Here is a 26,922-nt window from a genome sequence, read left to right on the forward strand (position 1 = left end):
AACATCTTTATTTAGCCTAATCATTTCAGCTGTAGTATTACTGTCAATTTTATTTTTAGAATTTAAAAGAGTTAATGGTTGTTCAAATTTTGGTCGTTAAAGGTGAAAATATTCCGGCTAAATCCGCTTGGATTGGTTCATCGGCTGTGCCTTGGGTTCATAAATAATTAAGTGTTGAATTGAAAAAAGCCTCTGTAGAAACAAGGGGGGTAAAAGATAGATATCTTGATATTTAAATCTTAAATAAAATCAAAACTTTTAATGTATTTTGATACATGATCTCAACTCTTAATTATCATATAAGTTAAAATTTTCATGCCTTTTATATAAATCTCTTCCTTAAAATTGATATAAATACAGTTTAATAGGTAAATTTTTTATTTGACGAATACTAAAATTAAATAGTTAGAAAAATGATTAGCTTCTAATGCGGATGCTTATAAATCTATCTAAATTTTCAAATTGGTATTCTTTATTAACTTGCAGATAATTTAGCTCAGTATCACTGTTTAACATTTGAAGATGAAATAAAGGCTGTAAAGTAGATAGATACCAGTACCATTGAGTGGTAAATTCACTAGAATTTTTATACCAGTTATTATCCATATCAGAGAGTTCTTCAATTTTTTGTTCAATCAGAATGTTAATTTCTTTATCAGAAAATGTATTTTTATAATATTTTATAATTGCGAAATCTAATAAGCTAAATTTTATATCAAATAAATAACCATCTTGGGGGATGTTAAATGCCCATTCTGACCAAAATCGAAACGCGGTTTTATATAATCCGATTTTAAGCTCATCAGCTGCTAATTTCTCAAACTCTTCAAGACATAATTGTATATGCTCCCTACCTTTATCATTAGAAGGAATTGGGGTTAAGGATAGGGAATTGATATAAAGGTTAATATATGTCTCATCATTTGAGTCACCTAAGGCTTTACCTAATGAACGTTGTAATGTTGGATAACGTATAGGATAAGTATTAAATATCTTAAGAATTTCCATTAAAAAACTTTTTTCATATTCTGGTTTATATAAAAGTGAAGCTATTAATTGCTCCTCGCTATCTGTTAGCGAGATGGAATTTAAATGTTCAAATGGGAATAAAGCAGATAATACACAGAATATTACATGATGATCATGAGAGTCATATGTAAGATCTAAAACTAATGAGGGAGGGAGATTTGCGAAGAAACCCCATAAATAAGGTATATCACGAACTCCTAGGATTAGTTTATATAATTGTGACTTATCCTTTAATTGTGTAAGCATGTAAAAAGCATGAATAGAAGAAAAATTTATATAATATTTAAGTTCTGTATGGGCTAAATGAAGTGAGGAATAAACTTTTTCCCAAGCACCCATCTCAATGAAATTATTGATATTTTTTAAATTGTTTTGCAATCTAAAAGTATATTGTCTGTCTGTCATTGAATTTTTAAATATATCCTCAATAAGAGTAATATTTTGTGGGTGTATTTTAAAATGATAGGGTTCTAGTTTTTTTAGGATATCTTCTTGCTTTATTTTGTAAAATATATTTAAAACTTTTTTTATTTTATCTTCATTAACTGGACTAATAAGTGTTGATATAATCCAAGAGATTAATAAAGAATCAACTTTTTTATTAGGTAGTTTAAGATTTAGTTCGTGAATAATATTATCTAGAGATTCGTGACCACAAAAATCTTCCAATATTCTTATCTCATCTTCTGAAATATTATATTGAAGAACATCTTCTATAAATTCATTATTAATTTTCATCTTCATTACGCCATATTAGATATTCTTCATTTTGAAGTGATTGCCAAAATTCATCAAAAGCATCAGCAATCATTTGTCCATCGGTTACTTTTTGTAAAATATGATGGCTTTTACCAAAACCGTTTACTGATGTGCCTAAAGACCAAGCTAAAGTCCCTTCTTGCGTATGAGGAAAAATTATAAATCGATCGTGAAATTTACCATTATTTGCATTTCTTGTAGTACGAAACTCTAAATTTATAGAGGCCTTAAATACTGTATCATATTGATTAAAATTTTCTTTAATTTGACTTAAATCTTCTGCGTATTCTATAGAAAATTGCCTTTTACATTCAGTACATAAAATCTCATAACATTCATTACATATTGATTTTGATGGACTATATAACGCTGTAATTGCTCTCATTTGACTATTTAAATAAGGATTTCGGAATAGAGTTTCTTTTAAGTCTTCATGTGATAGGTATGGATCCCATAACCAGACAGCTAGTTGACCATATTTCTTTATTAGCCAGTGAATATCTGTCAGAGCTTTTTTATGAGCTTCATTTTTACTAATTGTAGGTAAGGTCTTATATTGAACGAACTCTCTGTTAACCTTGGATCTTTCAATGTCATTTTTATAAATCCTTTCCTCAGTCCAGTCCAAAATTGGTGTTTCATATTCAGATGATTGTAAAAATATTTCTATTTCTGAGCCATCTGGTTCAATATATTTTCTGATATGAGTAGAGTTATAATTTTTTACATGAGTATTAAAGTGTATGGTATTAATAAAACTAGTTGGCTTTGTACTACTTAGAATTAGATTTTCATTATAATCAATAATACTTGCAATAAGTGGAAGATCAGAATGAAATGGAATTATGAAATCATTTAAATCTGAGGATGTTAAAATTACATTTTTTTGTTCTAATAGTTCATCATCCTGAGGATTTTCACAAATAATTGCTAATGGGCGTGGAGTAGTGCTAGGATGCCATGCTATTTCACAATGTAATTCTCTAGTACTCTTATCTCTATAGAATTTACTACTAAAAATATTAATAGGAATTTGGAAAATATAGTTTCCAATTTTATCTGAAAGTTCAGATATTTGTATAGGAAGATTATTCTGTTGAATTTTACTCGATAAATCTTGAAGAACAGAAGGGTTTTCTAGTAAAAATTTTAATTCATCTTTTGTAGTATTAATCCATTCATAAATATAAGAGCCATTAAAAAAATTATTTTTAAGTAAACTATTAATAGGTACTTCATTAAAATTATTTGGAGCAACAAACTTTTTATTTTTAAATTTTAAATTGGATAGAGTGGAGTGGTTTTTTTCATCATTAGACATCGTCCATATGTTTTTATCAGTTAAATTTCTAATGTTTAGTAGAAATGATCCAATACTTTTATAGTATTTTTTAATGCCAAACTTATAGTTTTTATAGTTGATTTTAACTAGTCCAGCAGTAAGATATTGATCAGTGTCCAGTTTTACATTTTTTTTGTCAGCGGCAATAGCAATTGTTAAAACATTTACAATGGATTTATCTATTAATAATCCTATTTCAATAATTTCTATACAATTAAAAAAACCTAAAATATGAGGTTGTAGTAGATGTTCCATATCTTTGTAATAAAGATCAAACTTATCCTTTTCAGATAGCTGGGGTTCTACACTTATTGACGATTTCATTGTAAGCAAAATATTATATTAATTAAATAATTTTAACCTAAATTTAGAGTTTTGTATTATAACTTTCGTCTAAATAATAAAAAATCAGTTCCCATTTTTAATTTTTGTTTGTGTGCTTTGATGTGCCCTCCTAGGATTATGTTTCCAAGTTTTAGTAACTTTGTGAAAATATATTGGAAGATCATCCCATGCATCAACTAAACTAAGACGGGCTACATAAAGCTTAAAAGGATAATCTTTATATTCAATAAAATGCATTGAATAAAAGCTCTTATCTTGCTTAGTATTGAATTCTTATAATACACTTTTTTCATATTAGGAATGTACTTCAGAAAAGACATTAGAATGTGGTATTTTTATAAATTTTTGATACTGATATTTCAGTTTTTCCATTGTTCCTCCTAGGTAACATTACCTAGAAGGGATCCTCTGTAAAGTAGTACATTTTCTTGAATCCTAACTATTGAATATTTTTTCAATACGGGCTACTTTATTTATTTTTCAAAGCTAAGTCATGATGATCGGGCTTAACTTTTTTATATTTAATATAATGCCCATTATATTAAATATACTCAAAATTAGATAATTTTACATACCGACTTTTATAAAATTATATTTAGGATGAAGTTTTGAAATTAGGTATATTTCTAATGAGTTGGCTATATAAGCATGTTCTGGTTCAAAACCAATAGTCATAATTGCGTCAGCTTCTTTTAACCTTTCATCCACTGGACCATAGGTATTTTTGTCGATGTATCGACAATATTTCATTACTCTTGCACTCAGCCCATTACCTTTATAACGGCCAGATCCTCGAGATGTTCCAACTCCGATGTAAGTAACCTCATCTCCTTTTATGAAAGCATAAACACCTTGCTTATCATAGCTCGGAATAGATTTACTGAAATCGGTATGAAGTTCTGACCATTGAGGCGCATCACCTAGTAAGTCCTTACTCCAATGTAATAAAAAGAAATTATTAGTTTGATTTTTTAAATTTCCAATAAATGATTGATACATATTTTTACTTTATTAATTAAGAATTTCTAAAATCAACATATTATCTTATTAAGTTCTCAAAACAGCCTCCTAAGATTATTTTTCTCTCATTTATAAACCCCACTTTAACAATAACTCACTCATTATTTATCCTTACTTTTTAATGATCTAATTTAAAACAAATGTCATTTTGTGTGCTTGACTGAAAAAGGGTAGAGCACTATCCTTTGCCTGCTGGCCTACATTGCCAGTCGGTTTTAGCAGACCGTACTCAAGAGCATTGAAAAAACTCGTTTTTTTAATGTGAACTCGTTCGTCTCCCTTTTGTTGCGGTAGGACGGAAGGGGGACACCTTCGGGTGTGCTGGGTCTTGAGCCAGTCTGCTAACCCCCTTTCGTTCTGCCACCATAATTCTATAAATGTCTGGCAGAACTCCCAATAAAAAGGAGTTGGCTTTGCACATTCTTAATTTCTTGGCAGCCTTTGCCAAAGTCTATATCGACACGACTTAAACTTTTAAAGCAGTTTGATGGCAATTGCGCTTTTCAAGCTTTAAATCATTACGACCAAAAAACTTAATCAACAATAAAACTTGAGATGTGCCACGCACAGTCTTTACGGCTTTGCTATGCCTTTTTTCTCCTAAAAAAGTATCTCGCTTATCTACAACAAGAATTTTATAACGGTAAAACTATGCCACATTTAGATCTGCCATTTCGTGCTTTAAGCGTACTGCATACTTCTCGCTATCTTTTTAATAAATATGGCTTTCATAATGTTGGAGTAGACCGCATTATTGAGTCGGCGAAAATCCCAAAAGCGACTTTTTATAATTACTTTCACTCAAAAGAAAGACTAATTGAAATGAGTTTAACCTTTCAAAATGATGGACTTAAACAAGAGGTAATTTCCATCATCTATGTTCAAAAAGAATTAACCTTAGTTGAAAAACTGCGCAAAATTTACTTTTTACATGCCGACTTAGACGGACTCTACCATTTACCTTTCAAAGCTATTTTTGAGATTTCGAAAACACATCCAAAGGCATATCAAGTAGTTGTTGAATATCGAAACTGGTTCATTAATGAAATCCACAATTTGTTTTTAACAACCAATCAAGATGCTTCAAAACAAGATGCACACATGTTCTTATTTGTGATTGATGGGGCGATGGTTCAACTTTTAGACCCCAATAAGGCAGGGGAAAGGGAGAGATTACTAGATTATTTTCTGATCCAGTTTAAACATGGCTCAAAATCAGATTTATGATGAATACAAAATTAAAGGCTTCCAACGATTCATATTAAAAAATAACATCGTAGGGAAGCCTAAAATTTTAAAAACTTAGAATGTATTTTGAATAATCACATCATCGTAAGGAAGTTTGCCCACACGTGGGTAAGGCTGAGATGCCGACTTACCAACAGCAATCATTAAGCACACCACATGATCTTCAGGTAAGTTAATGAGCTTCGCCATCGCATCAAAGTCAAAACCATCCATTGGGCAACTGTCTAAACCATGCTCTTGAGCCAGAAGCATCAAGGTTTGAGCAAAAATACCCGCACTACGCATAACTTCATCACGTTGGGTTTGTGGGCGGTCACGGTAATATTGGTCAATTGCACCTACCATAATATTTTGCACTTCTGGAGTCGCGCCATCCCACACGCGTTTAGCATCGGCTTCCCACGAGCTTACTTTTGCGCATAACACAATCAGTAAAGAAGCCTCAGTCACTTGTGGTTGATCCCAAGCAATGGTGCGAATCTTTTGTCTAAGTTCAGCGTCTTCAATTACAACAGGGCGCCAGTGCTGTAAATTAAATGCACTTGGCGCATTTGCTAAAACTTCTTGTAATAACTGTTGTTTATTTTCTTCAGAGATTTGAAATGAAGGATCGAAGCGTTTAATAGCGCGACGTTGCTGAATGGCATCAATAACGTTCATAAGATATTCCTATTTGTTGGTTTAACCGTTTTAAAAATAATAAAGTAATGTTTAGTGGTGGTTCTGATTAAACTTAATTAATCTAGCAATATCAATGGTTCTATCGAAAATGAGTTCTGCTGCATGTTCGCAGGCTTGTTCTAATGTGATGGGACCATTAGTCAGCGAAAATGCAGCTGTAACGCCGTGCTCATAAAGCGCTTGATAGCCTTCGCCTAAAGTTCCTGCAATTACAATAACAGGTATATTTTGCATTTTCGCGACTCGGCTCACCCCAAAAACTGTTTTGCCATTTAAAGTTTGTCGGTCAAATTTACCTTCACCTGTAATCACCCAGTCAGCGTTAGTGATTTTACTGGCAAGCTGATTGAGTTCAGCCACAACTTCAACTCCAGCTTTAAAGTCTGCGTTTAAATAACTTTTGGCTGCAAAACCTAAACCTCCCGCAGCGCCAGAACCAGCTTCATCTCGTTTGTCGCAACCTAAAAGCTCCGCAGAGACATCGGCAAAATGGGCAAGTGCTTGGTCAAGTAACTCTACTTGAACAGGGGAAGCACCTTTTTGTGGACCAAAAATATGAGATGCCCCGTTTGGGCCACAGAGTGGATTGGTGACATCGGCAGCCAATAAAAACCGTGTTTGCTGAATACGTGGGTCAAAATGCGTTAAATCAATTTTTGATAGGTTTTTGAGCGCGAGTCCACCGAGGTGTAAAACCTGTTGGTTCGTGTCGAGCAAAACCGCGCCCAAAGCACTGAGTAATCCTGTACCGCCATCATTGGTTGCACTACCACCCACAGTTAAAATAATGTCTTTTGCACCAGCGTCTAAAGCATCCAAAATGAGTTGGCCTGTTCCAAAAGTTGTGCTATGGCAGGCATCACGCTCAGACGTTGGAACTAACTGTATGCCACTCGCTTGAGCCATTTCAATGATGGCGATTTTTTGTTTTTCTAACCATCCCCATCTTGCTTGAACAGAATGACCTAATGGCCCTAATACGGTTTTTTCACGCCATTCACCTTCACAGACTTCCAACACAGCTGCTATGGTTCCTTCACCACCGTCTGCCATTGGACATAACAGCGTTTCAGCATCTGGAAAAACCTCTTGCCATCCTTGAGCAATGGCTTGAGCGACACCCAAAGCCGATAGGCTGTCTTTAAAAGAGTCTGGCGCAATCACAACCTTCATAAGTTCTCTGAATCTGTTTTTTCAATTAATTTATACTGCTTAAACCAATAAAAACCTACTTAAAATGACGTAAATCTCAGCTCATCACATCATTTCTATTTTTTTTAAATATAAAGTGAATTATGTTTTTATCTGTAAAAAATAAGTCTTTATATTTTTAAGATATTGTTATTTTTGAATTTAAATGAAGTTTTGGTTTTGGCTGAATGATTGTAATTATAAAAAATATGGCACATATTATAACGAGCGTTGAGGCTGCCTCTAAATATCATGAGTAAGATAAAAGTGGACTTTTACTTATTAAGATAAACAGCAAATAGCGTAGATATAACCATAATTAACTTGTGAATTTATTGCACCTATAGAATGTGTAAAAAGTAATAAGAGGATGACAAAGTGGATAATTCAGAAGAACAAAAGCATATTCAGGAAAATAACGGCTTTGCACGAATTGAACCCTATACTCATCCTGCGGGCGGATGGGGAGCACTACTCAGTGTCGCTCGAAACTTAAAGCGGCAAGATATTTTAAAAAAAGGTTCGATTACCTTACTCAATATTAACCAGCCTACCGGGTTCGACTGTCCCGGTTGTGCATGGCCAGAAAAGAAAAATGCTCACGCCTTTAACTTCTGTGAAAACGGTGCAAAAGCAGTTGCATTTGAAGCAACCAGTAAAACAGTGACTCCCGAATATTTTGCAGGCCATACCGTCAGTTGGTTATCAGAACAAAGTGATTTCTTTCTAGAAGACTTAGGTCGTTTAACTGACCCAGTTCGCTACGATGCTGCAACCGATAAATATGTCGCAATTTCATGGGATGAAGCATTTCAGATTATTGCTAAGCATTTACACGCGTTAGACAACCCAGACCAAGCTGCGTTTTATACCTCTGGCCGTGCAAGTAATGAAGCAGCATTTTTATATCAATTGTTTGTGCGAAGCTTTGGAACAAATAACTTCCCAGACTGTTCGAACATGTGCCATGAAACCACAAGCGTTGGGTTACTTGATTCGATTGGTTTAGGAAAGGGCACAGTCACCCTAGAAGACTTTGATTTAGCCGATGCAATTTTTAGTTTTGGGCATAACCCCGGAACCAATCACCCGCGTATGTTAGGAACTTTGCGTGAAGTGTCTAAACGTGGCGGTAACATTATTGCGATTAACCCGATTAAAGAGCGAGGCTTAGAGCGTTTCCAAGACCCACAAGCACCACTTGAAATGATGACTAACGGCAGTACCCCAATTAGTCGTTATTATTTCCAACCTAAAATTGGTGGTGACTATGCACTGATGCTAGGGATTTTAAAGCACCTAAATGAGTGGGATAAAAAGGCGCTCGCTTCAGGTAAACCAAGCATTTTTGACCGAAATTTTATTGCGGTGAATACAATCGGTTTCGACGAGATGATTGCTGAGGTGGAGCGAACTGAGTGGGAAGATATTTATAAACACTCGGGATTATCACCAGAACATTTAGAAAAGTTAGCCAAGCTCTTTTTAGAGTCTGAGCGTTCAATTTTCTGTTGGGGGATGGGCATTACTCAACATCGCCACGGAACAGCCAATGTACACATGTTAGCGAATTTATTATTGGCTCGTGGGCAAATTGGTCGTCCGGGTGCAGGGCTCTGTCCAGTTCGTGGGCACAGTAATGTGCAAGGCGACCGAACCATGGGCATTAATGAGTTACCTAGCCCGAAATTACTCGACAACATTGACCGCGTGTTCGGGATTAAATCTCCAAGAAAAAATGGGCATGGTGTCGTTGAAACGATTAAAGCGATGGCTGAAGGTGAGGTCAAAGTCTTTATTGGTTTAGGTGGCAACTTTGCAGTTGCGACGCCAGATACGCCGTATACCCAAGAAGCGCTTAGAAAATGTAATTTAACCGTTCATGTTGCAACCAAGTTAAACCGTAGCCATTTGGTGTGTGGTAAAGAGGCGCTGATTTTACCTTGTTTGGGTCGTACCGAAATTGATGAGCAGCTTCATGGCCCGCAGGCCATTTCAGTCGAAGATTCGATGAGTAATATTCATTTGTCGGCTGGGCGTAATATCCCAATTTCTGAAAATATTTTATCTGAACCAGACATCGTGGCAAGAATGGCTGAAGCGGTGCTGCCAGACAGCAAGATTAAATGGAAATGGTACATTGAAAGTTATGACCGTATTCGTGACTCAATTGCTGAGGTTTTTGATGAGTTCCATGATTTTAATTTGCGAGTCTATAACCCGGGTGGATTCCATCTAGAGCATCCAGCTAATCAGCACATCTGGAACACAAAAAGTGGTAAAGCGCAGTTTATGATTACACCACTCAATGAAGTTTATGGCGATAAAGAAAATCAATATGCTGCCGCCTATACCGAGAGCAAAGTTTATACCTTAATGACCACTCGCTCTCATGACCAATACAACACGACGCTATATGGTCTCGACGACCGTTACCGTGGGGTCTTTGGGCAGCGCCGTGTTTTGTTTATGAATCAAGCAGATATTGATGAAGCGGGCTTTGAAGCAAATCAGTGGGTTGATATTGAAAGTGTTTTCTCAGATGGTGTTAAACGTATTGTGCATAGTTTCCGCATTGTGCCGTACAACATTCCGCGGGGCAGCTTAGCTGCGTACTATCCAGAGACCAATCCTTTGGTGGCGTTAAGCAGTCATGATAAATACGCCAAGATTCCAGCTTCAAAAAGTGTTCCGGTGATATTGCATGCTGGTGATTCACCTGCACACTTTAATTTGGCAACGGCAGTTGACCCTGAAGATGCAGATAAGAAAGTAAGCAACCTTTAATCAAAAGCGATATTAAAAATGTAATTCAAACAAATGGCGCTCTAAACAAGCGCCATTTCAAGATAAAGGAAATTATTTTGACACCACATTCTTATGGGGTTGAAACATTACAAGTAAAGCGGTTTAAGAAAACCGAATCTGAAAGTGTTTTAGATAATATTGTTCAAGAGCATCCGATTGCTTTGGTATATAACGGCATTTCTCATGCAGTGATGATGGCAACGCCTACCGATGTGAGTGTGTTCGCTAAAGGCTTTAGTCTGTCCGAAGGAATTTTAACGAGCTTAAAAGAGTTATATGCCATTGAGGTTCATGAAAGTGAATTGGGAATTGAAGTGAATATGACCATTTCATCCAGAGCATTTGCTGCATTAAAAGAAAGACGGCGTATGTTGGTGGGTCGTACAGGCTGTGGTTTATGTGGCATTGAAAGTTTGGAGCAGCTTCAGCTCGATATTCCTAAAATTACCATCGAACCTTCCAAAGAGTGGCTTGAACAAATTCCAATCGCGATTTCTCATTTAAAAGATCAACAAAAAATTACTGCCTTAACGGGTGGCGCTCATGCCGCTGCTTGGGTGGTTCAAGGCAAAATCATGGCTTTGTTTGAAGATGTTGGCCGTCACAATGCCTTAGATAAATTGTTAGGTTATTTAGCTCAAGAAAACTACGACACCAGTTTGGGTTTTGTTGTTATGACCAGTCGTGCAAGCTACGAATTAATTCGTAAATGTGCGCAGCTTAATATTGGTTTATTGGCCTCAATTTCTGCTCCAACCAGTATGGCTATTCGGCTCGCAAAAATATCTGGCCTAACTTTAGCCAGCTTTTGTCGTGGAGATGATTTCGTTTTATATACATAAAGGTCATGCATCGAAATATTGAACAGAGCAGCTTAAATAAAAAGAATGATTCAACATAAGGGAAATATACATTTCTATTTTGCCTAATTTTAAGTTAAGTACGAGCTTTATACTTTATGATCAGACTTATATCGTTCAGAGTGTGTCCGAGTGGCTTGGTTACAGTCCTTAAAAGATTGGGCAAAACGTCTAAAAAAACAAATTATTATGCTTTGGTTTGCATCAAAGCATCCTCAAATGCCGATATTGCCTAAAATTTTGGCCGTAATTGCTGTTGCCTATGCTTTTAGTCCCATCGATTTAATTCCAGATTTTATTCCTATTTTAGGTTTTGTTGATGATGCTTTAATTTTGCCACTTCTTATTTGGTTAGCTGTTCGCTTTACGCCTAAGCAAGTCATTTTAGATGCAGAACAACAAGCTGATGAATGGCTAGAACAGCAGGAGCGACGACCTCAAAATTATTTGGTAGCTGTGTTAATTATTTTAGTTTGGGTAACGCTAGCGGTAATGGCCTATTTCTATTTTGGCGGCGGTTTGTAAGCACTTAAAAGTGCAAGATAGAGAATCGTGAATTTAAAGGCATTAACATTGTGCTTTGCTACAACTCAAAGGATAATAAAGTTTTTATAAGCTTTGAGTTGCAGATAATGAAAATCGTCGCAGATGAAAATTTGGCATTTACCGACTACTTTTTTTCAGAGTTTGGCGATATTCAACACCATGCGGGACGCACCTTAACTCATGCAGATGTAAAAGATGCAGAAGCATTATTGGTTCGCTCAGTGACTGCGGTGAATGCAAGCTTAATTGAAAATACAGCATTAAAATATGTGGGTAGTGCCACAATCGGGACCGATCATTTAGATATTCCTGCTTTAGAAAAACAAGGCATTACATGGGCAAATGCAGCAGGTTGTAATGCGCAGGCCGTTGCTGAATATGTCATTACTGCTTTACTTCATTTAGATGCGAACCTTTTAGAACAACAAGAAAAATTTACCCTAGGAATAGTGGGGCTTGGAAACGTCGGTAAGCGTTTGGCATATATGGCCCAGTTGCTTGGTTGGAACGTAATTGGCTTTGATCCATTTGTGCAGTTAGATTCAATTAAAAATGTGAATTTAGAAACGCTTTTGCAACAAGCCAATGCAATTTCAATTCACGTGCCTTTAACCAAAAATGGTGAACATGCGACGTATCATCTGTTTGATGAGCAAGCGTTTGCAGCACTTCAACCTGACACAATTTTAATTAATAGTGCGCGTGGTCCAGTCGTTAAAGAAGCTGCTCTAATCGAAGATATTCAGCGTACCCAGCGTAAAGTTGTGCTCGATGTATTTGAGCATGAACCCGTCATATCTGAAGAACTTATCGATATGTTGGCTTTAGCAACACCGCATATTGCTGGTTATAGCTTGGAAGGTAAGGCACGCGGTACCCAAATGATTTATGAAGCATTCTGCCAAAAGTTCGGTTTTGATGTAAATAAACGTTTTGAAACACAGTTGCCTGCATGTGACGACTATTTTTCAGGAAATGATTTAAAAGCGGTGTTAAAGCAAAAATTAGCTCAGATTTATGATATTGCTCAAGATGATGCCAACATCCGTGCCTGTATTAAAGAGGGCAAAGTTGAGCAAAAAGCATTTGATTTATTACGTAAGAATTACCCGCTGCGCCGTGAATGGGCAGCACATGGAGGACCGCAGGCATGAGCTTAAGTTATCAACCTACTTGTTCAATTGATGCCTTAAAAGCACGTGCCAAGCTCTATAACCAGATTCGTCAGTTTTTTGCTGAACGTGATGTCATGGAAGTGGAAACACCGATTGTTTCGCAAGCAGGTGTCACCGATGTTCATTTAGCTTCTGTTCAGGCTTTGCGTCACATTAATGGCAAATTACAGACTCAATATTTACAGACTTCGCCTGAGTTTGCCATGAAACGATTATTGGCAAGCGGTAGTGGACCGATTTATCAAATCTGTAAGGTTTTCCGAGACGATGAACACGGACGTAAACACAATAGTGAATTTACCATGCTCGAATGGTACCGTCCGGGTCTAGACTTAAAAGCTTTAATGCATGAAACCGCCGATTTATTGCAGACTTGTTTGCAGCATCGCTTTGGTGAAGTTCGTCCGTTTATTTTAAGTTATAAACATGCTTTTCAAGATCGTCTCGATATCAACCCTTTACAAGCAACATTGAAGCAACTCAAAGATACGGCAAATCGTGTGGGATTAAATCTTGATTTAGGCGATGACCGTTTAGCTTATATCGATTTGTTATTTTCGCATTTTGTTGAACCAAGTTTAGGGTTTGATGCGCCTGTCTTTTTAACTGACTTTCCACCAGAAATGGCGTCTTTGGCAAAAGTGAAAGTAGATGAAGATGGGGAAGAGGTTGCTGCACGTTTTGAGGTTTATATTGAAGGTTTAGAGCTTGCCAATGCTTACGATGAATTGCTCGATGCAGCCGTGTTACGCTCACGCTTTGAAGCAGATAATGCAGAGCGGGCTAAGCAAGGTCTTCATGTTATGCCTTTAGATGAACATTTGTTAGCAGCTTTACCTCATATGCCAGAATGCTCAGGAATTGCTTTAGGTGTAGATCGTTTACTTATGGTTGCCATGGATCAGGTTAAAATTGAAAAAGTCATTACCTTTCCAGCAGAAATTGCTTAAAAACTGACAAATAAAAAAGCCACAATATTGTGGCTTTTTTATTTAGGGTTTATTCAGCTTAGGCTTGTTGAATACCTGCAACAACCCAGTCTTGCTGAGAGCCAGCAGGCTTAACAAAGTGCCAGATTTCAGTAAATGGTTGTGGCAAGCTGTTTAAATCTTCACTCACGGTACCTGTGAAGCGTACGCTTACAACGTATTGACCATTTTCAGTCGCACTGTCTACAACCATCGCATTCAGATTGCTAAATTCAGCAACGTCTTGATCTTGGTTTTCCATGATGTCGTTATACATAGAACTATAAAGTTCTGGTGTTAAGTAACGGCGAATTTCTTCAATGTTACTTGCAGTATTCATCGACTGGATATGATTAAAACGTTGACGTGCAATACGTAAGAAAGCAGCAGGTTCACTACCATCTGGAAGTTGATTGCCATTGCTCGTTGTTGCACTACCAAAAGGAGCTTGGGTTGCTGCACCGCCACCAACAGATTGACCAAAGATATTTGTATTATCTCCAGCATTACGTGGTGTCGCTTGTGGTGCAGCAGAACGGCCAAATGGGTTTTGACCATCATTATTTGGTGCGTAAGGATTATTACCCGCTAATTTTTTTTTTGCGCCCAATTTGCGGAAAACAAAAAAGGCTAAAGCTGCTGCAAGTAATACCCAAAGCCAGCTAGGAATTCCACCTTTTTTCTCTTCTTGTTGCGCTTGAGCAGCTTGTTCTGTTCCAGCTTGAGTTGCTTGATGTTCAGTTGATGTTGGTTTGTCATCAGCTAAAGCATTTGCTGCAACAGCACCTACGGCAGCACCAGCCACACCAGCTGCAACCATTGAACCAACACCCGGACCTGATCGTTGAGGTGCAGTAGTAGGTTGTTGAGCAGGAGTCACTTGACGAGGTTGTTGATAAGACTGGCTTGAAGTAGTAGAGCGTGCCATACCGTGGCTTTTACCACCACCTGCACGTTTAGCTTCAGCAAGAGGCGAAATTGCTAAAGCAGCCATTAAAATACCGGTAATCAAGCCACGCTGGTGTACTTCCATAGGAAATTCCTGTCTAAAATTAAATTGTAATAGTATTTATGAAGGTATTTACGCTAAATTTCAACCATAAAAGTATGTTTTTTTATGTCAATTCATCACTCAGTTGCATTGCTTCAGTCAATGCTTCATGCAGACGGGCAACAGCAATCACTTGTACGCCTGGAATTGCTTTTTGCGGCGCATTACCTCTTGGCAAAATCACATACTTAAAGCCATGTTTTGCAGCTTCTTTTAAACGCTCTTGACCATTTGGTACAGGACGAATTTCGCCAGAAAGGCCAACTTCTCCAAAAACTGCAAGTTGTTGAGGTAAAGCTTTAGTCCGTAAACTTGAAGCACATGCTAACAAAACTGCTAAGTCTGAACCTGTTTCGGTAATCTTTAAGCCACCTACAATGTTCACATAGACGTCTTGACCTGTGGTTTGGACACCGCCATGACGATGCATTACAGCAAGCAGCATGTTTAAACGGTTTTGGTCAAGACCTAATGCTACGCGACGTGGTTGTCCTTGAGCATCATCAACTAAGGCTTGGACTTCGACCAAAAGAGGACGAGTTCCTTCACGGCTAATCATGACAATTGAACCGGGAATCGCTTCATCATAACGACTCAAGAAAATGGCAGAAGGGTTAGCAACTTCACGTAAGCCCTTATCTGTCATGGCAAATACACCCAGTTCATTCACCGCACCAAAACGGTTTTTAACTGCACGAATCATTCGATAGCGCGAATCTGACTGACCTTCAAAGTAAAGTACACAATCCACCATGTGTTCTAAAACACGTGGACCTGCCAGTGCACCTTCTTTGGTCACATGACCAACAAGAAATAGCGCTGTGCCACTATTTTTTGCATAACGCGTCAGTAAAGCAGCAGATTCACGAATTTGTGAAACACCGCCCGGTGCCGATTGGAGCGTTTCCGTATAAAGCGTTTGGATCGAATCTAAGATAGCCACGACAGGTTTTTCTTGTTCTAAGACTTCGCAAATTCGTTCTACGCAGGTTTCGGCCATGACTTTTAACTGGTCGGTAGGCAAGTCAAGTCGTTGAGCACGAAGTGCAACCTGAGATAAAGACTCTTCGCCAGTAATATAAAGTGCAGAGCTTTTTGCACTTGCCATATGGGTTGCTGTTTGCAAAAGAATGGTCGATTTACCAATACCGGGGTCACCACCAATCAAGACAACAGAACCTGTAACTAAGCCTCCGCCAAGTACGCGGTCAAATTCGCTGATGCCAGTCTGTAAGCGGGTTTCATGCGAAAAAGTGACTTTATTTAACGTTGTAATATTTGCAGCTTGGCCTGCATAGCCGCCATTTTTTGGTCGTGCTCGGTGAGCAGTGGTAGGCTCAAGTTTGACTTCAGTCAAAGAATTCCATTCACCACACTCTGAACATTGACCTGCCCATTTAAGGTGGTCAGCACCACATTGTTCGCAACGGTAAACAGTTTTGACTTTGCTCATATTCGACTTCAGTTAAAAACTTCTAAATTAATAGTAGAAACAGAGTATATCAAAACCAAAATAGAGAATCAGTTTTGAAGTGGAATACATTTTGCTTAATTTAAAACAACGAAAATATTAGGTCATTGTCATGTGTTAGATAATTTAAAAGATTAAGGTCGAGAAGGGGTATTTTTTAATAAACAGATGAAGGACTGAAATTGAACATTAGAAAACGGGCAATCGAGTCGTCTTTTTAATTTAAAAATCAGACAAGTTCAAGTCATGTTTGTAGACCGTAAAGTGCGTTGTATTGCTATGGGCTTGTGCGTATTATCGGATTTAATTGTATGTAGCTTGAAATCATCAGCAATACAGATAAAAATCAGTTAGCTGAAAAATTGTCAAAAAATATACATTTAAAAGATACCTGCAAATGGTGCGATATCGTCTTTTTGATTTTAGCTAACGGACTAAAAAAAATTACTGGAGTGTATTGATAAGATGTCGAATCAAAATCTGAGTGAGTCTCATGAACAAGGTGAGCTCCATCGTAGCCTCTCAAATCGGCATTTACAGCTGATCGCGATTGGCGGTGCAATTGGTACAGGATTGTTTATGGGATCAGGCAAAACGATTAGTCTTGCAGGGCCCTCAATCTTATTTATTTACCTGATCATTGGTGTGATGGTGTTTTTTGTCATGCGTGCGCTTGGCGAATTACTTCTTTCAAATCTTGCCTATAAATCATTTATTGATTTCACAACAGATTTAATTGGCCCATGGGCAGGTTATTTTGTCGGTTGGACCTATTGGCTGTGTTGGATCACCATTGGTATTGCTGATCTTTCTGCAATTATCTATTACTTACAATTCTTCAATAATGGTCTACCTTTCTCACCTGTCGAAGGTGCCATGATCAGTGTTGCAGCCATCGTATTCATTATGGGTTTGAACTTGTTAACAGTTCGCCTGTTTGGTGAATTAGAGTTTTGGTTTGCGCTTATCAAAATCCTAGCAATCATTATTTTAATTGCTGTGGGTTTATGGATGATCTTTACGGGCTTTACTTCGACTACAGGTGAAGTTGCTTCATTTACTCATTTGTGGGCAAATGGCGGGTTCTTCCCGACGGGTGTACATGGCTTCTTGGCAGGTTTCCAGATTGCGATTTTTGCTTTCGTTGGTGTAGAACTTGTCGGAACAACGGCTGCGGAAACTAAAGATCCTGAACGTAATTTGCCTAAAGCAATTAACTCAATTCCAATTCGTATCATTATTTTCTATGTGCTCGCATTAGTTATTGTAATGTCTGTAACACCATGGAATCGAATTGATCCAGCGATCAGCCCATTTGTAAACTTGTTTAGTCAAGCAGGTGTTGCAGCAGCAGCAATCTTAATGAATTTGGTTGTGTTGTCATCTGTAATGTCATCAATGAACAGTGGTGTGTTTTCAACAAGCCGTATGTTGTTTGGTCTATCTCGTGAAGATCAGGGACCAAAAGCTTTTGGTAAATTGAACAGACGTGCAGTACCTGCAAATGCATTGTATTTCTCTGCTGCGTGTTTATTGTTAGGTGCAGCATTACAATATTTTGTACCAAATACCGTTGAGGCATTTACGCTTGCAACAACACTTTCAACGATTCTGTTCATTTGCGTGTGGTTACTCATTATCTGGAGTTATATCCGTTATTACACTACGCGTCCTGAGCTGCATGCAAAATCAACATTTAAATTACCGGGCGGCCTATTTACATGTTGGATCACGATTATTTTCTTTATTGGTATGATTTACGTGTTGTCTTTAGAGCCTGATACATTTAAAGCGCTTAAAGTCAGCCCAATTTGGTTTGTTATCTTGATCATTGGTTATTTCTTCTTCTATAAACCGCGTCATAAAAAATAATTAAATTTATTTAGTTATGATGAAACGCCAGCTTTAAAGCTGGCGTTTTTTATGCATATTGTTTTTCTCTTTAAGTTTACTCTTTAGCCGCTTGCATGATCACGGTATACTGCATCGAATTGTTTAAATCAGGTGCTCAGATGCGTCGTGTCATTTGCCTCATCAGTTTATTAAGCAGCAGTGTTTTGCTTAGTGCTTGTGGTCAGTCAGGAGTATTACAACTACCTTCTGATCCAAATTATGACAAACGTGCAAAATACTTGCTCTATCGTAATAAAGAACCAAAACAAGCTGTGCAACAGGATGAACAAGCTGATCAGTCAGTTGAATCATCATCAGTTCCAACCCAAACAACATCACCTTAAGCTTTGAAATAAGGACACATTCATGAGTTTCACTCGCATTAATGGAGTATTGCATGCAGAGCAATGTTCTCTGGAGCAGCTTGCGCAGCAATTTGGCACACCGTTGTATGTTTATTCAAAAGCAGCTTTTGAAAAACATTACTTAGATATGGATCGTGCTTTTGACTTTATTGATCATCAAATCTGTTTTGCGGTGAAATCTAACTCAAATTTAGCTGTTCTTAATGTATTGGCAAAACTTGGTGCTGGTTTTGATATCGTATCAGGTGGTGAGCTTGCACGTGTTTTAAAAGCGGGTGGAGATGCATCTAAAGTCGTTTTTTCGGGTTTAGGTAAAACCGAAGTCGATATCGAAACATCTTTAAATGTAGGCATTGCTTGCTTTAACGTAGAGTCTTATGCAGAACTAGATCGACTTCAAAAAGTTGCAGCTCGTCTAGGCAAAAAAGCGCCGATTTCTTTACGTGTCAATCCAGACGTAGATGCAAAAACACATCCTTATATTTCAACAGGCCTTAAAGAAAATAAATTTGGTATTCCAAGTGATACCGTTTATGAAACCTATCAATATGCTGCATCTTTACCAAACCTTGAGATTATTGGAATCGACTGCCACATTGGTTCGCAATTAACCGAGACTAAACCATTCGTTGATGCTTTAGATCGTGTCATGTTGATGATCGAAGAATTAAAAAAACTTGGTATCAATCTTAAACACATTGATATCGGTGGTGGTTTAGGTGTTTGTTATAAAGATGAAACGCCGCCAAGTGTTGAAGAATATGCGAACTCAATGAAACCTGCTTTAGAAAAGTTAGGTCTTAAAGTGTATATGGAACCGGGCCGTAGCATTAGTGCAAATGCAGGTGTGCTTTTAACCAAAGTTGATTTGCTCAAGCCAACGACTCACCGCAACTTTGCTATTATTGATGCTGCAATGAATGATTTGATCCGCCCTGCATTATATGAAGCGTGGATGGATATCCAACCTGTGGTACCAAGTTCAGATACTGAAGAAAAAACTTGGGATCTTGTTGGCGCAATCTGTGAGACAGGTGACTTCATTGGTAAAGATCGTTCATTAGCGTTAAAAGAAAATGACTTGTTAGCTGTTCTCGGTGCTGGTGCTTATGGTTTTGTAATGAGTTCAAATTACAATACACGTGGACGTGCTGCAGAAGTGATGGTGTCTGGCGATAAAGCACATTTGATTCGTGAGCGTGAAACAGTTGAATCCCTTTGGGAAAAAGAAAGTTTATTGCCTGAGGAGTAAATGTAATGTTGTTAGAATTTACTAAAATGCATGGCCTAGGCAATGACTTTATGGTGGTTGATCTGATCAGCCAACGTGCCTATTTAGATACAGAAACAATTCAACGCTTAGCCGATCGCCATTTTGGCATCGGTTTTGATCAGCTTTTAATTGTTGAACCACCAGATTTACCAGAAGCAGATTTTAAATATCGTATTTTTAATGCTGATGGTTCTGAAGTTGAACAATGTGGTAACGGTGTACGCTGTTTTGCTCGCTTTGTACATGAGCGTCATTTAACAACAAAAACAAGTATTACTGTTCAAACCAAAGCAGGAATTGTCAAACCTGAACTAGGGCAAAACGGTTGGGTCCGCGTGAATATGGGTTACCCGAAATTTTTGCCAAATGAAATTCCATTCATTGCTGAACAACCAGAAGCTTTATATACACTTGAGTTAGCCAATGACCAAAACATTAGTATTGATGTGGTCAATATGGGCAATCCTCACGCTGTCACTATTGTTCCTGATGTACTCACAGCAGATGTTGCTGGTATTGGTCCGCAAGTTGAATCACATAAACGTTTCCCTGAACGTGTTAACGCTGGATTTATGCAAGTGATTGATGAAAACCATGTGCGCCTTCGTGTATTTGAACGTGGAGTAGGTGAAACACTTGCATGCGGTACAGGGGCTTGTGCTGCTGCGGTAAGTGGCATGCGCCGTGGCTTACTGGGTAATTCAGTGGAAGTTGAATTGGCTGGCGGTAAGCTACAAATCGAATGGCAAGAAGGTGATGTGGTCTGGATGACAGGTCCAACAACTCATGTTTATGATGGGCGTTTGGATTTACGTTATTTCCAAGGCTAAATTAGATTTGTCTTAGGGAAAAGGCCAAATAAGGCCTTTTCCCTTTATTATTTTTACAAGAATAAATATTGAGAGAAAAATGCAAAATAGAATTAGAGGAGCAATTTATGGGTTGCTGATTGGTGATGCAGTCGGTGTGCCATATGAATTTAATTCAGCTTTGCAGCTTCCACTTTACTCACATATTGATATGATTCCACCTAAAGATTTTAGGCGAACTTATCCTGATATTCCAATTGGAACATGGTCAGATGATGGAGCTCAAGCTCTATGTTTATTAGCATCACTATTGCATTGTCAGAAACTCGATAGTATCGATTTTGCTAACCGTCTTCGCAATTGGTACCGTTATGGTTATATGGCGGTTGATTATCAAGTGTTTGATATTGGAGTGCAAACTGCTCAGGCGTTACAACGTTATGAAGCTGGAGTATCTGTAGAAGAGATGGCTAATACAGATGAACATTCGAATGGTAATGGAGCGTTGATGCGTACATTACCTGTGGCATTATGGCATAGGGGATCTGATCAGCAATTAGTTGAGTTAGCCTATCAGCAGTCTCATTTGACGCATGCTCATCTTCGATCAAAAATTTGCTGTGCTTTATATTGCCTATGGGCAAAATATTTATTGAAAGGACAATCAGTTAATGATGCTTGGAAATCTAGTATTTCCATACTGATGCAACTTTATAAAAATAGTGTTAATGAACAACAAGAACTTAATCATATTATTGATTCAACACATGAGAAAGAAATATCGGGCAGTGGTTACGTAGTGGATTGTTTACATTCAGCTCGTTTCGCTCTGCAACAAGATAATTATGAAGATGTGATTAAAACAGCTATTGCCTTAGGAAAAGATACTGATACAACCGCTTGTGTTGCAGGAGGATTGGCAGGAATTGTGTTTGGATATGAAGGGATTCCACAAATATGGTTACAGCAGTTAAGAGGGAAAGAATTGCTAGAGCCGCTATTAACACGATTAGAAGAAGTATGACATGAATTTAATTTTCTTACCCGGTGCATCAGGCAGTACGACATTTTGGCATCCCTTAATTGAAAAATTACCTCAGCATTACCACACAAAAATTATTGGTTACCCCGGTTTCGGAGATACACCTGAATCCTTTGAGGTCAAAAGTTTTGAAGACCTAACAAGTTATGTGGTCAATCAAATTAATGAAGAATCTGTAATTATTGCGCAATCTATGGGTGGCATTTTTGCTGTTGCGGCAGCGTTGCAAAAACCTCAAATGGTGAAAGGGCTGGTTTTGATTGCAACTTCTGGTGGAATCAACCTTGAAAGATTTAATGTACAAGACTGGCGTGAAGCATACCGCCAAGCATTTTTAAAATATCCAGATTGGTTTGTTACCACTAATGCCAACTATGAAGAGTTTTTGTCAGATATAAACGTTGAAACTTTATTAATCTGGGGCGATAACGATCCAGTGAGCCCCGTTCAGGTGGGTCAATATTTAAATCAAAAATTTGAAAAGTCGACGTTATATATTGTGAAAAATGGAGACCATCAATTAGCAGAAAAACATGCCGATGAAGTTTCAGTTCAAATAAAAACCTACTTAGAAGAACTAAAGTAAGTTTTTAAGTCTTATTTAGCGTGCTATCTATCAGCACGCTTTTTAAAATTTATCTTTTACTCAAAGCCAATTTCAAAGCAAACAACACAAAAATACTGCCAGTAATTCGGTCCATATATTTCACAAATTTGGGTTGCTTAAGATAACGTGACAGTGGCTGCATAGCCAAAATTAATAAAATTGACCATAAGGTTCCAATCACCACATGAATCATTACAAGGCCCATAATCCAAGTGACAGCCGATGCTTGTGGTGGAATAAATTGTGGAAGAAATGAAATATAAAAAATACCGACTTTGGGATTAAGTAAGTTACCCCAAAAACCTTTAATAAACCAATTCTGTGAACAAGGGACATTTGAGTTGTTTTCTTGCATGTCTGCAAGTTGGCTACGTGGTTTTAAAATCATATTTAAACCCAGCCAGGCAAGGTAAGCAGCTCCCATCCATTTCAAAATATTAAAGGCTAGATCAGAAGCCATGAGCAAAGCCCCTAGACCACAAGCAACCACAATTCCCCATGCAATACAGCCTAGGCTAATACCTACCGCTGCTTGAAATGCTTTCGATTTACCTTCAAGAGTAGCGGTACGAATAATTAAAGTCGTATCCAGACCCGGTGTAAGCGTAAGTAAAGTAATGGCAATTAAATAAGGAATGAGTATGTTAGTCATGACAGCAGGGTTCCGACGAATACTTAAAATGAAGTGTAATATATAAGGTAGTGAGTTGTTGCGCTGTACGATCTTAAATTTCCTGAACAACTACTTTTTGATACACTGAAAAAATAAAATGAGCAAATAAATGGAGAGCAATTTGGATTTTGCATTACAGCTGCTCTCAATGTGGTTAAAAGAAAGAAAAATTCAGAACCAGTCTGAGCACACGATTACGGCTTATGAAAGAGATGTTAAAAGCTTTCTTGAGTTCTGTGAACACAAACAACTAGATTTAAGAAATATTGAAGCTTCAGATTTACGTGAATATTTGGCTCAGCGTGTTGAGCAAGACCAGTTAAGCTCAAGCAGTATGCAGCGTCATCTCACTTCAATTCGCCAGTTTATGAAATGGGCTGAACAAGGGAAATATTTAGAAATTAACCCTACTGATGATTTTAAGCTCAAACGTCAGCCTAGACCTTTGCCGGGTATGATCGACATAGAAACGGTTAATCAAATTTTAGATCAGCCTATACCTGAAAAACCAATTGATCAGCAATTGTGGTTAAGAGATAAAGCCATGCTCGAGTTACTTTACTCAAGTGGTTTGCGTCTGGCTGAACTGCAAGGCTTAACGATTAAAGATATCGATTTTAACCGACAACTGGTACGTATTACGGGTAAAGGAAACAAAACCCGTATTGTACCATTTGGGAAAAAGGCGAAAGAAAGCCTATTGAATTGGCTAAAAATTTATAAAATCTGGAAAGGCCATTTTGATCAAAATGCTTTTGTTTTTATTTCTCAAAGAGGTGGCGTGTTAACCCCGCGGCAAATCGAAAAGCGTGTAAAGCTTCAAGCGCAAAGAGCAGGTGTGAATGTAGATTTGCATCCTCATTTATTACGACATTGTTTTGCTAGCCATATGTTATCAAGTAGTGGTGATTTGCGATCAGTACAAGAAATGTTAGGCCACAGTAATTTGTCTACGACACAAATTTATACGCATATCGATTTTGATCATTTGGCACAAGTCTATGATCGAGCTCATCCGAGAGCACAAAAGAATGAACACTAAACAAGGTTTGATTTTATCACTTGATCAAGATGCATTTAGGCAATGTAGTATCTTGATTGAGACAATTTTACAGGAATATCAAACTACGATTGAGACTGATTATCAAGGATACTTAAATCACTGTAAACGTGTGGCAGCATGCTGTTTAATATTAAACCAAGAGAGTAGTGAAGAAACTATACATAAAATAGCGATTGCAGTTGCCTTTCATGATATTGGGATATGGACAAGTAAAACAATTGATTATTTAGAGCCATCTGTCAAAGTGATGTTAAGTTATTTGACTTTGCATCGATTATTAGATTGGCAAATAGAAATAACATTGATGATTACAGAACATCATAAATTAACAACGACAAAGTGTTCAGAATATCCATTGGTTGAATATTTTAGACAAGCTGACTATGCAGATTTTTCTTTAGGCTTATTACGTTCAAATATTCCAAAAAGTGAATTTAAAAAGCTAACGCATCAATATCCAAATGCTGGATTCCATAAAATGCTATTTTATTTAGGGTTGAATCGCTTTTTACAAAAGCCTTGGAGTCCTTTGCCTATGTTTAAATGGTAACTTAATATTTTGTTTTTAATAGAAATATATGCTGAGAAATTAAGTGATTAGCAGTAAATGGCTTTTTATTTTGTTCAACATTTATTTCATGGATGTTCTTACCTAATTGCCAGTTTTTCAGAGTACCTTGAGTACTTTCATTGGGTGAAGAAATGATGTTTTTGTTGTTTTTTTATTCACTAAAATTGAAGGGTTTTAATCTATCGTATTTGTTAAAATATCAAGAAATTCAAGGTTTAAAATTTGTTTGGCTTATTTGCTAAATTCATTGAGCGAATAAGCAATTTGAATTAGTGAACTGGGCATTTCATCTTTTTTATAGCAGTAGCGAAAATTGTGACTTGACCGAAATGCCAAACACATTGCAAGATAGGGTACCTAAAAAATTTTAATTGAAGAGTTAATATACTTTTCTCAACATTTACTTTTGCTAGAACAGCCGAGGATTACATGAAGGCTCTTGTTGCTGTAAAACGCGTGGTTGATGCCAACGTCAAAGTTCGTGTTAAGCCGGACAATAGTGGGGTTGACTTAACTAACGTTAAAATGTCAATTAACCCATTTTGTGAAATCGCAGTGGAAGAAGCGGTTCGCTTAAAAGAAAAAGGAACAGTATCAGAAATCGTTGTTGTTTCTGTTGGTCCTAAAGAAGCTCAAGAACAAATCCGTTCTGCAATGGCTTTGGGTGCAGACCGCGGTATTTTAGTTGAAACTACTGATGAAATTGGCGCTTTAGAAGTTGCTAAAATTTTAAAAGGTATTGTTGATGCTGAAAAACCAGAACTTATCCTTCTTGGTAAACAAGCAATTGATGATGACTCTAACCAAGTAGGTCAAATGCTTGGCGCATTATTAGGTGCGGGCCAAGGTACATTCGCTTCTGAAGTGAAAGTTGATGGCGGCAAAGTACAAGTAACTCGTGAAGTTGACGGTGGTTTACAAACTGTTGAACTGGCACTTCCAGCAATCATTACAACTGACTTGCGTTTGAATGAGCCACGTTATGCAGCATTGCCTAACATCATGAAAGCTCGTAAGAAGCCACTTGATACTAAATCTCCTGCTGATTATGGCGTTACAGCTGGTACTAAGCTTAAAACTGTTAAAGTTGAAGCTCCAGCAGAACGTAAAGCTGGCGTACAAGTGAAATCTGTAGATGAGCTTGTTGAAAAATTGAAAAATGAAGCGAAAGTGATCTAATACGGAAGGATAAAATCATGAGTATTTTAGTTATCGCTGATCACAACAACCAAGTACTTAACGGTGCTACGTTAAACGTTGTTGCTGCAGCACAAAAAATCGGTGGTGATATTACTGTATTAGTTGCTGGTTCTGGTGCTCAGGCAGTTGCTGATGCTGCTGCTAAAGTTGCTGGTGTAAGCAAGGTTTTACTTGCTGACAATGCTGCTTATGCAAACCAATTAGCTGAAAACGTTGCTGCTTTAGTTGCTGATTTGGCTAAAGGTTACAAATACGTATTAGCTGCTTCTACAACGACTGGTAAGAACATTCTTCCACGTGTTGCCGCTCTTCTTGATGTAAGCATGATCACAGACATTATTTCTGTTGAATCAGCTAACACATTCAAGCGTCCGATCTACGCAGGTAACGCGATTGCGACTGTTCAATCTGACGAAGCAATCATTGTTGGTACAGTTCGTGGTACAGCATTTGATCCAGTAGCTGCTGAAGGTGGTTCTGCTGCGGTTGAAGCAGTAAGTGAAGCGAAAGATGCAGGTATTTCTAATTTTGTATCTGAAGAAATCGTGAAACTTGACCGTCCAGAATTAACTGCGGCTCGCATCGTAGTTTCTGGTGGTCGTGGTGTAGGTTCTGGTGAGAACTACCATAAAGTACTTGATCCATTAGCTGACAAGCTTGGTGCAGCACAAGGTGCTTCACGTGCAGCAGTTGATGCGGGCTTCGTACCTAACGATTTCCAAGTTGGTCAAACTGGTAAGATCGTTGCACCTGACCTTTATGTTGCTGTAGGTATTTCTGGTGCGATCCAGCATTTAGCTGGTATGAAAGATTCTAAAGTTATTGTTGCAATCAACAAAGACGAAGAAGCGCCAATCAACAGTGTTGCTGACTACTGGTTAGTTGGTGATTTGAACACTGTAGTACCAGAGTTAGTATCTAAACTTTAATCT

At 37.6% G+C, this 26,922-nt stretch carries 24 protein-coding genes; 16 read left to right on the top strand and 8 right to left on the bottom strand.

Annotated elements, in window-relative coordinates; all coding sequences use genetic code 11:
* Positions 1-417 precede the first annotated feature (417 nt).
* The 3 genes from F935_RS01565 to F935_RS01580 form a co-directional block, all read right to left on the bottom strand.
* Complete coding sequence (locus F935_RS01565; RefSeq protein ID WP_016137290.1) at positions 418-1,767, bottom strand: hypothetical protein; 1,350 nt, start codon at positions 1,765-1,767, stop codon at positions 418-420.
* Positions 1,757-3,454 (bottom strand): VPA1262 family N-terminal domain-containing protein, encoded by a 1,698-nt coding sequence (locus F935_RS01570; RefSeq protein WP_016137291.1) that lies wholly within the window; start codon positions 3,452-3,454, stop codon positions 1,757-1,759. The genes F935_RS01565 and F935_RS01570 overlap by 11 nt, the downstream gene beginning before the upstream one ends.
* 588 nt (positions 3,455-4,042) lie before the next feature.
* Complete coding sequence (locus F935_RS01580) at positions 4,043-4,474, bottom strand: GIY-YIG nuclease family protein (protein WP_016137293.1); 432 nt, start codon at positions 4,472-4,474, stop codon at positions 4,043-4,045.
* A 672-nt stretch (positions 4,475-5,146) separates the two neighbouring features.
* Between F935_RS01580 and F935_RS01585 the strand changes: the two genes are divergently transcribed.
* Positions 5,147-5,722 (top strand): TetR/AcrR family transcriptional regulator, encoded by a 576-nt coding sequence (locus tag F935_RS01585; RefSeq protein WP_035365992.1) that lies wholly within the window; start codon positions 5,147-5,149, stop codon positions 5,720-5,722.
* A 75-nt stretch (positions 5,723-5,797) separates the two neighbouring features.
* On the opposite strand, the gene F935_RS01590 is transcribed toward F935_RS01585, so the two are convergent.
* Entirely contained in the window at positions 5,798-6,403 is a 606-nt protein-coding gene (locus tag F935_RS01590) for a nitroreductase family protein (protein WP_016137295.1), read from the bottom strand.
* Between the two features lie 51 nt (positions 6,404-6,454).
* The gene (locus tag F935_RS01595; protein WP_016137296.1) at positions 6,455-7,597 is read right to left on the bottom strand and encodes a glycerate kinase; all 1,143 of its coding nucleotides are present in this window, start codon (positions 7,595-7,597) and stop codon (positions 6,455-6,457) included.
* A 396-nt stretch (positions 7,598-7,993) separates the two neighbouring features.
* Here F935_RS01595 and F935_RS01600 point away from each other — a divergent pair, with 396 nt between their 5' ends.
* The 5 genes from F935_RS01600 (at position 7,994) to epmA (ending at position 13,954) form a co-directional block, all read left to right on the top strand.
* The gene (locus F935_RS01600) at positions 7,994-10,402 is read left to right on the top strand and encodes an FdhF/YdeP family oxidoreductase (RefSeq protein WP_016137297.1); all 2,409 of its coding nucleotides are present in this window, start codon (positions 7,994-7,996) and stop codon (positions 10,400-10,402) included.
* A gap of 77 nt (positions 10,403-10,479) precedes the next feature.
* Positions 10,480-11,265 carry a formate dehydrogenase accessory sulfurtransferase FdhD gene (gene fdhD / locus F935_RS01605; RefSeq protein WP_016137298.1) on the top strand — a complete coding sequence of 262 codons (786 nt, stop codon included), beginning with the start codon at positions 10,480-10,482 and terminating at the stop codon, positions 11,263-11,265.
* Positions 11,266-11,415: 150 nt separating this feature from the next.
* Entirely contained in the window at positions 11,416-11,808 is a 393-nt protein-coding gene (locus F935_RS01610) for a YkvA family protein (RefSeq protein ID WP_016137299.1), read from the top strand.
* A 107-nt stretch (positions 11,809-11,915) separates the two neighbouring features.
* Entirely contained in the window at positions 11,916-12,983 is a 1,068-nt protein-coding gene (locus F935_RS01615) for a 4-phosphoerythronate dehydrogenase (RefSeq protein WP_016137300.1), read from the top strand.
* On the top strand, positions 12,980-13,954 hold the full coding sequence (gene epmA / locus F935_RS01620) for an EF-P lysine aminoacylase EpmA (RefSeq protein WP_016137301.1): 975 nt from the start codon (positions 12,980-12,982) through the stop codon (positions 13,952-13,954). The genes F935_RS01615 and epmA overlap by 4 nt, the downstream gene beginning before the upstream one ends.
* 58 nt (positions 13,955-14,012) lie before the next feature.
* On the opposite strand, the gene F935_RS01625 is transcribed toward epmA, so the two are convergent.
* Positions 14,013-15,005: a Tim44 domain-containing protein gene (locus F935_RS01625; RefSeq protein ID WP_016137302.1), complete on the bottom strand. Its 993-nt coding sequence runs from the start codon at positions 15,003-15,005 to the stop codon at positions 14,013-14,015.
* 82 nt (positions 15,006-15,087) lie between these two features.
* Positions 15,088-16,476 (bottom strand): DNA repair protein RadA, encoded by a 1,389-nt coding sequence (radA, locus tag F935_RS01630; RefSeq protein ID WP_016137303.1) that lies wholly within the window; start codon positions 16,474-16,476, stop codon positions 15,088-15,090.
* Positions 16,477-16,959: 483 nt separating this feature from the next.
* On the opposite strand from radA, the gene F935_RS01635 reads away from it, so the two are divergent.
* The 6 genes from F935_RS01635 (at position 16,960) to F935_RS01660 (ending at position 22,462) form a co-directional block, all read left to right on the top strand.
* A complete protein-coding gene (locus F935_RS01635; protein WP_016137304.1) occupies positions 16,960-18,366 on the top strand; it encodes an amino acid permease in 1,407 nt (468 codons plus the stop codon).
* Positions 18,367-18,506: 140 nt separating this feature from the next.
* On the top strand, positions 18,507-18,731 hold the full coding sequence (gene lptM, locus F935_RS01640; protein ID WP_016137305.1) for an LPS translocon maturation chaperone LptM: 225 nt from the start codon (positions 18,507-18,509) through the stop codon (positions 18,729-18,731).
* A gap of 22 nt (positions 18,732-18,753) precedes the next feature.
* Complete coding sequence (gene lysA, locus F935_RS01645) at positions 18,754-20,004, top strand: diaminopimelate decarboxylase (protein WP_016137306.1); 1,251 nt, start codon at positions 18,754-18,756, stop codon at positions 20,002-20,004.
* A 5-nt stretch (positions 20,005-20,009) separates the two neighbouring features.
* Positions 20,010-20,855 (top strand): diaminopimelate epimerase, encoded by an 846-nt coding sequence (gene dapF / locus F935_RS01650; protein WP_016137307.1) that lies wholly within the window; start codon positions 20,010-20,012, stop codon positions 20,853-20,855.
* Positions 20,856-20,934: 79 nt separating this feature from the next.
* Entirely contained in the window at positions 20,935-21,858 is a 924-nt protein-coding gene (locus F935_RS01655) for an ADP-ribosylglycohydrolase family protein (RefSeq protein WP_016137308.1), read from the top strand.
* A 1-nt stretch (position 21,859) separates the two neighbouring features.
* Positions 21,860-22,462: an alpha/beta fold hydrolase gene (locus F935_RS01660; RefSeq protein ID WP_016137309.1), complete on the top strand. Its 603-nt coding sequence runs from the start codon at positions 21,860-21,862 to the stop codon at positions 22,460-22,462.
* A 49-nt stretch (positions 22,463-22,511) separates the two neighbouring features.
* On the opposite strand, the gene F935_RS01665 is transcribed toward F935_RS01660, so the two are convergent.
* Entirely contained in the window at positions 22,512-23,135 is a 624-nt protein-coding gene (locus F935_RS01665) for a LysE family translocator (protein ID WP_016137310.1), read from the bottom strand.
* A gap of 169 nt (positions 23,136-23,304) precedes the next feature.
* On the opposite strand from F935_RS01665, the gene xerA reads away from it, so the two are divergent.
* The 4 genes from xerA to F935_RS01685 all read left to right on the top strand — a co-directional run bounded on the left by xerA (position 23,305) and on the right by F935_RS01685 (position 26,919).
* The gene (xerA, locus tag F935_RS01670) at positions 23,305-24,198 is read left to right on the top strand and encodes a site-specific tyrosine recombinase/integron integrase (protein ID WP_080645659.1); all 894 of its coding nucleotides are present in this window, start codon (positions 23,305-23,307) and stop codon (positions 24,196-24,198) included.
* Positions 24,188-24,769, top strand: a complete 582-nt coding sequence (locus tag F935_RS01675) for an HD domain-containing protein (protein WP_016137312.1) — start codon at positions 24,188-24,190, stop codon at positions 24,767-24,769. Before xerA ends, F935_RS01675 begins: the two co-directional genes overlap by 11 nt.
* 450 nt (positions 24,770-25,219) lie before the next feature.
* Entirely contained in the window at positions 25,220-25,969 is a 750-nt protein-coding gene (locus F935_RS01680; RefSeq protein WP_004643793.1) for an electron transfer flavoprotein subunit beta/FixA family protein, read from the top strand.
* Positions 25,970-25,986: 17 nt separating this feature from the next.
* Positions 25,987-26,919, top strand: a complete 933-nt coding sequence (locus F935_RS01685) for an electron transfer flavoprotein subunit alpha/FixB family protein (protein WP_016137313.1) — start codon at positions 25,987-25,989, stop codon at positions 26,917-26,919.
* Positions 26,920-26,922 lie beyond the last annotated feature (3 nt).

It is taken from the genome of Acinetobacter calcoaceticus ANC 3811 (assembly GCF_000399665.1).
Lineage (GTDB): Bacteria > Pseudomonadota > Gammaproteobacteria > Pseudomonadales > Moraxellaceae > Acinetobacter > Acinetobacter calcoaceticus_B.

Bases quoted from the DNA above. Each gene is read 5' to 3' on its own strand.
- F935_RS01565 (WP_016137290.1), bottom strand. From the start codon at position 1,767: ATGAAAATTAATAATGAATTTATAGAAGATGTTCTTCAATATAATATT.
- F935_RS01570 (WP_016137291.1), bottom strand. From the start codon at position 3,454: ATGAAATCGTCAATAAGTGTAGAACCCCAGCTATCTGAAAAGGATAAG.
- F935_RS01580 (WP_016137293.1), bottom strand. From the start codon at position 4,474: ATGTATCAATCATTTATTGGAAATTTAAAAAATCAAACTAATAATTTC.
- F935_RS01585 (WP_035365992.1), top strand. From the start codon at position 5,147: ATGCCACATTTAGATCTGCCATTTCGTGCTTTAAGCGTACTGCATACT.
- F935_RS01590 (WP_016137295.1), bottom strand. From the start codon at position 6,403: ATGAACGTTATTGATGCCATTCAGCAACGTCGCGCTATTAAACGCTTC.
- F935_RS01595 (WP_016137296.1), bottom strand. From the start codon at position 7,597: ATGAAGGTTGTGATTGCGCCAGACTCTTTTAAAGACAGCCTATCGGCT.
- F935_RS01615 (WP_016137300.1), top strand. From the start codon at position 11,916: ATGAAAATCGTCGCAGATGAAAATTTGGCATTTACCGACTACTTTTTT.
- epmA (WP_016137301.1), top strand. From the start codon at position 12,980: ATGAGCTTAAGTTATCAACCTACTTGTTCAATTGATGCCTTAAAAGCA.
- F935_RS01625 (WP_016137302.1), bottom strand. From the start codon at position 15,005: ATGGAAGTACACCAGCGTGGCTTGATTACCGGTATTTTAATGGCTGCT.
- radA (WP_016137303.1), bottom strand. From the start codon at position 16,476: ATGAGCAAAGTCAAAACTGTTTACCGTTGCGAACAATGTGGTGCTGAC.
- F935_RS01635 (WP_016137304.1), top strand. From the start codon at position 16,960: ATGTCGAATCAAAATCTGAGTGAGTCTCATGAACAAGGTGAGCTCCAT.
- lptM (WP_016137305.1), top strand. From the start codon at position 18,507: ATGCGTCGTGTCATTTGCCTCATCAGTTTATTAAGCAGCAGTGTTTTG.
- lysA (WP_016137306.1), top strand. From the start codon at position 18,754: ATGAGTTTCACTCGCATTAATGGAGTATTGCATGCAGAGCAATGTTCT.
- dapF (WP_016137307.1), top strand. From the start codon at position 20,010: ATGTTGTTAGAATTTACTAAAATGCATGGCCTAGGCAATGACTTTATG.
- F935_RS01655 (WP_016137308.1), top strand. From the start codon at position 20,935: ATGCAAAATAGAATTAGAGGAGCAATTTATGGGTTGCTGATTGGTGAT.
- F935_RS01660 (WP_016137309.1), top strand. From the start codon at position 21,860: ATGAATTTAATTTTCTTACCCGGTGCATCAGGCAGTACGACATTTTGG.
- F935_RS01665 (WP_016137310.1), bottom strand. From the start codon at position 23,135: ATGACTAACATACTCATTCCTTATTTAATTGCCATTACTTTACTTACG.
- xerA (WP_080645659.1), top strand. From the start codon at position 23,305: ATGTGGTTAAAAGAAAGAAAAATTCAGAACCAGTCTGAGCACACGATT.
- F935_RS01675 (WP_016137312.1), top strand. From the start codon at position 24,188: ATGAACACTAAACAAGGTTTGATTTTATCACTTGATCAAGATGCATTT.
- F935_RS01680 (WP_004643793.1), top strand. From the start codon at position 25,220: ATGAAGGCTCTTGTTGCTGTAAAACGCGTGGTTGATGCCAACGTCAAA.
- F935_RS01685 (WP_016137313.1), top strand. From the start codon at position 25,987: ATGAGTATTTTAGTTATCGCTGATCACAACAACCAAGTACTTAACGGT.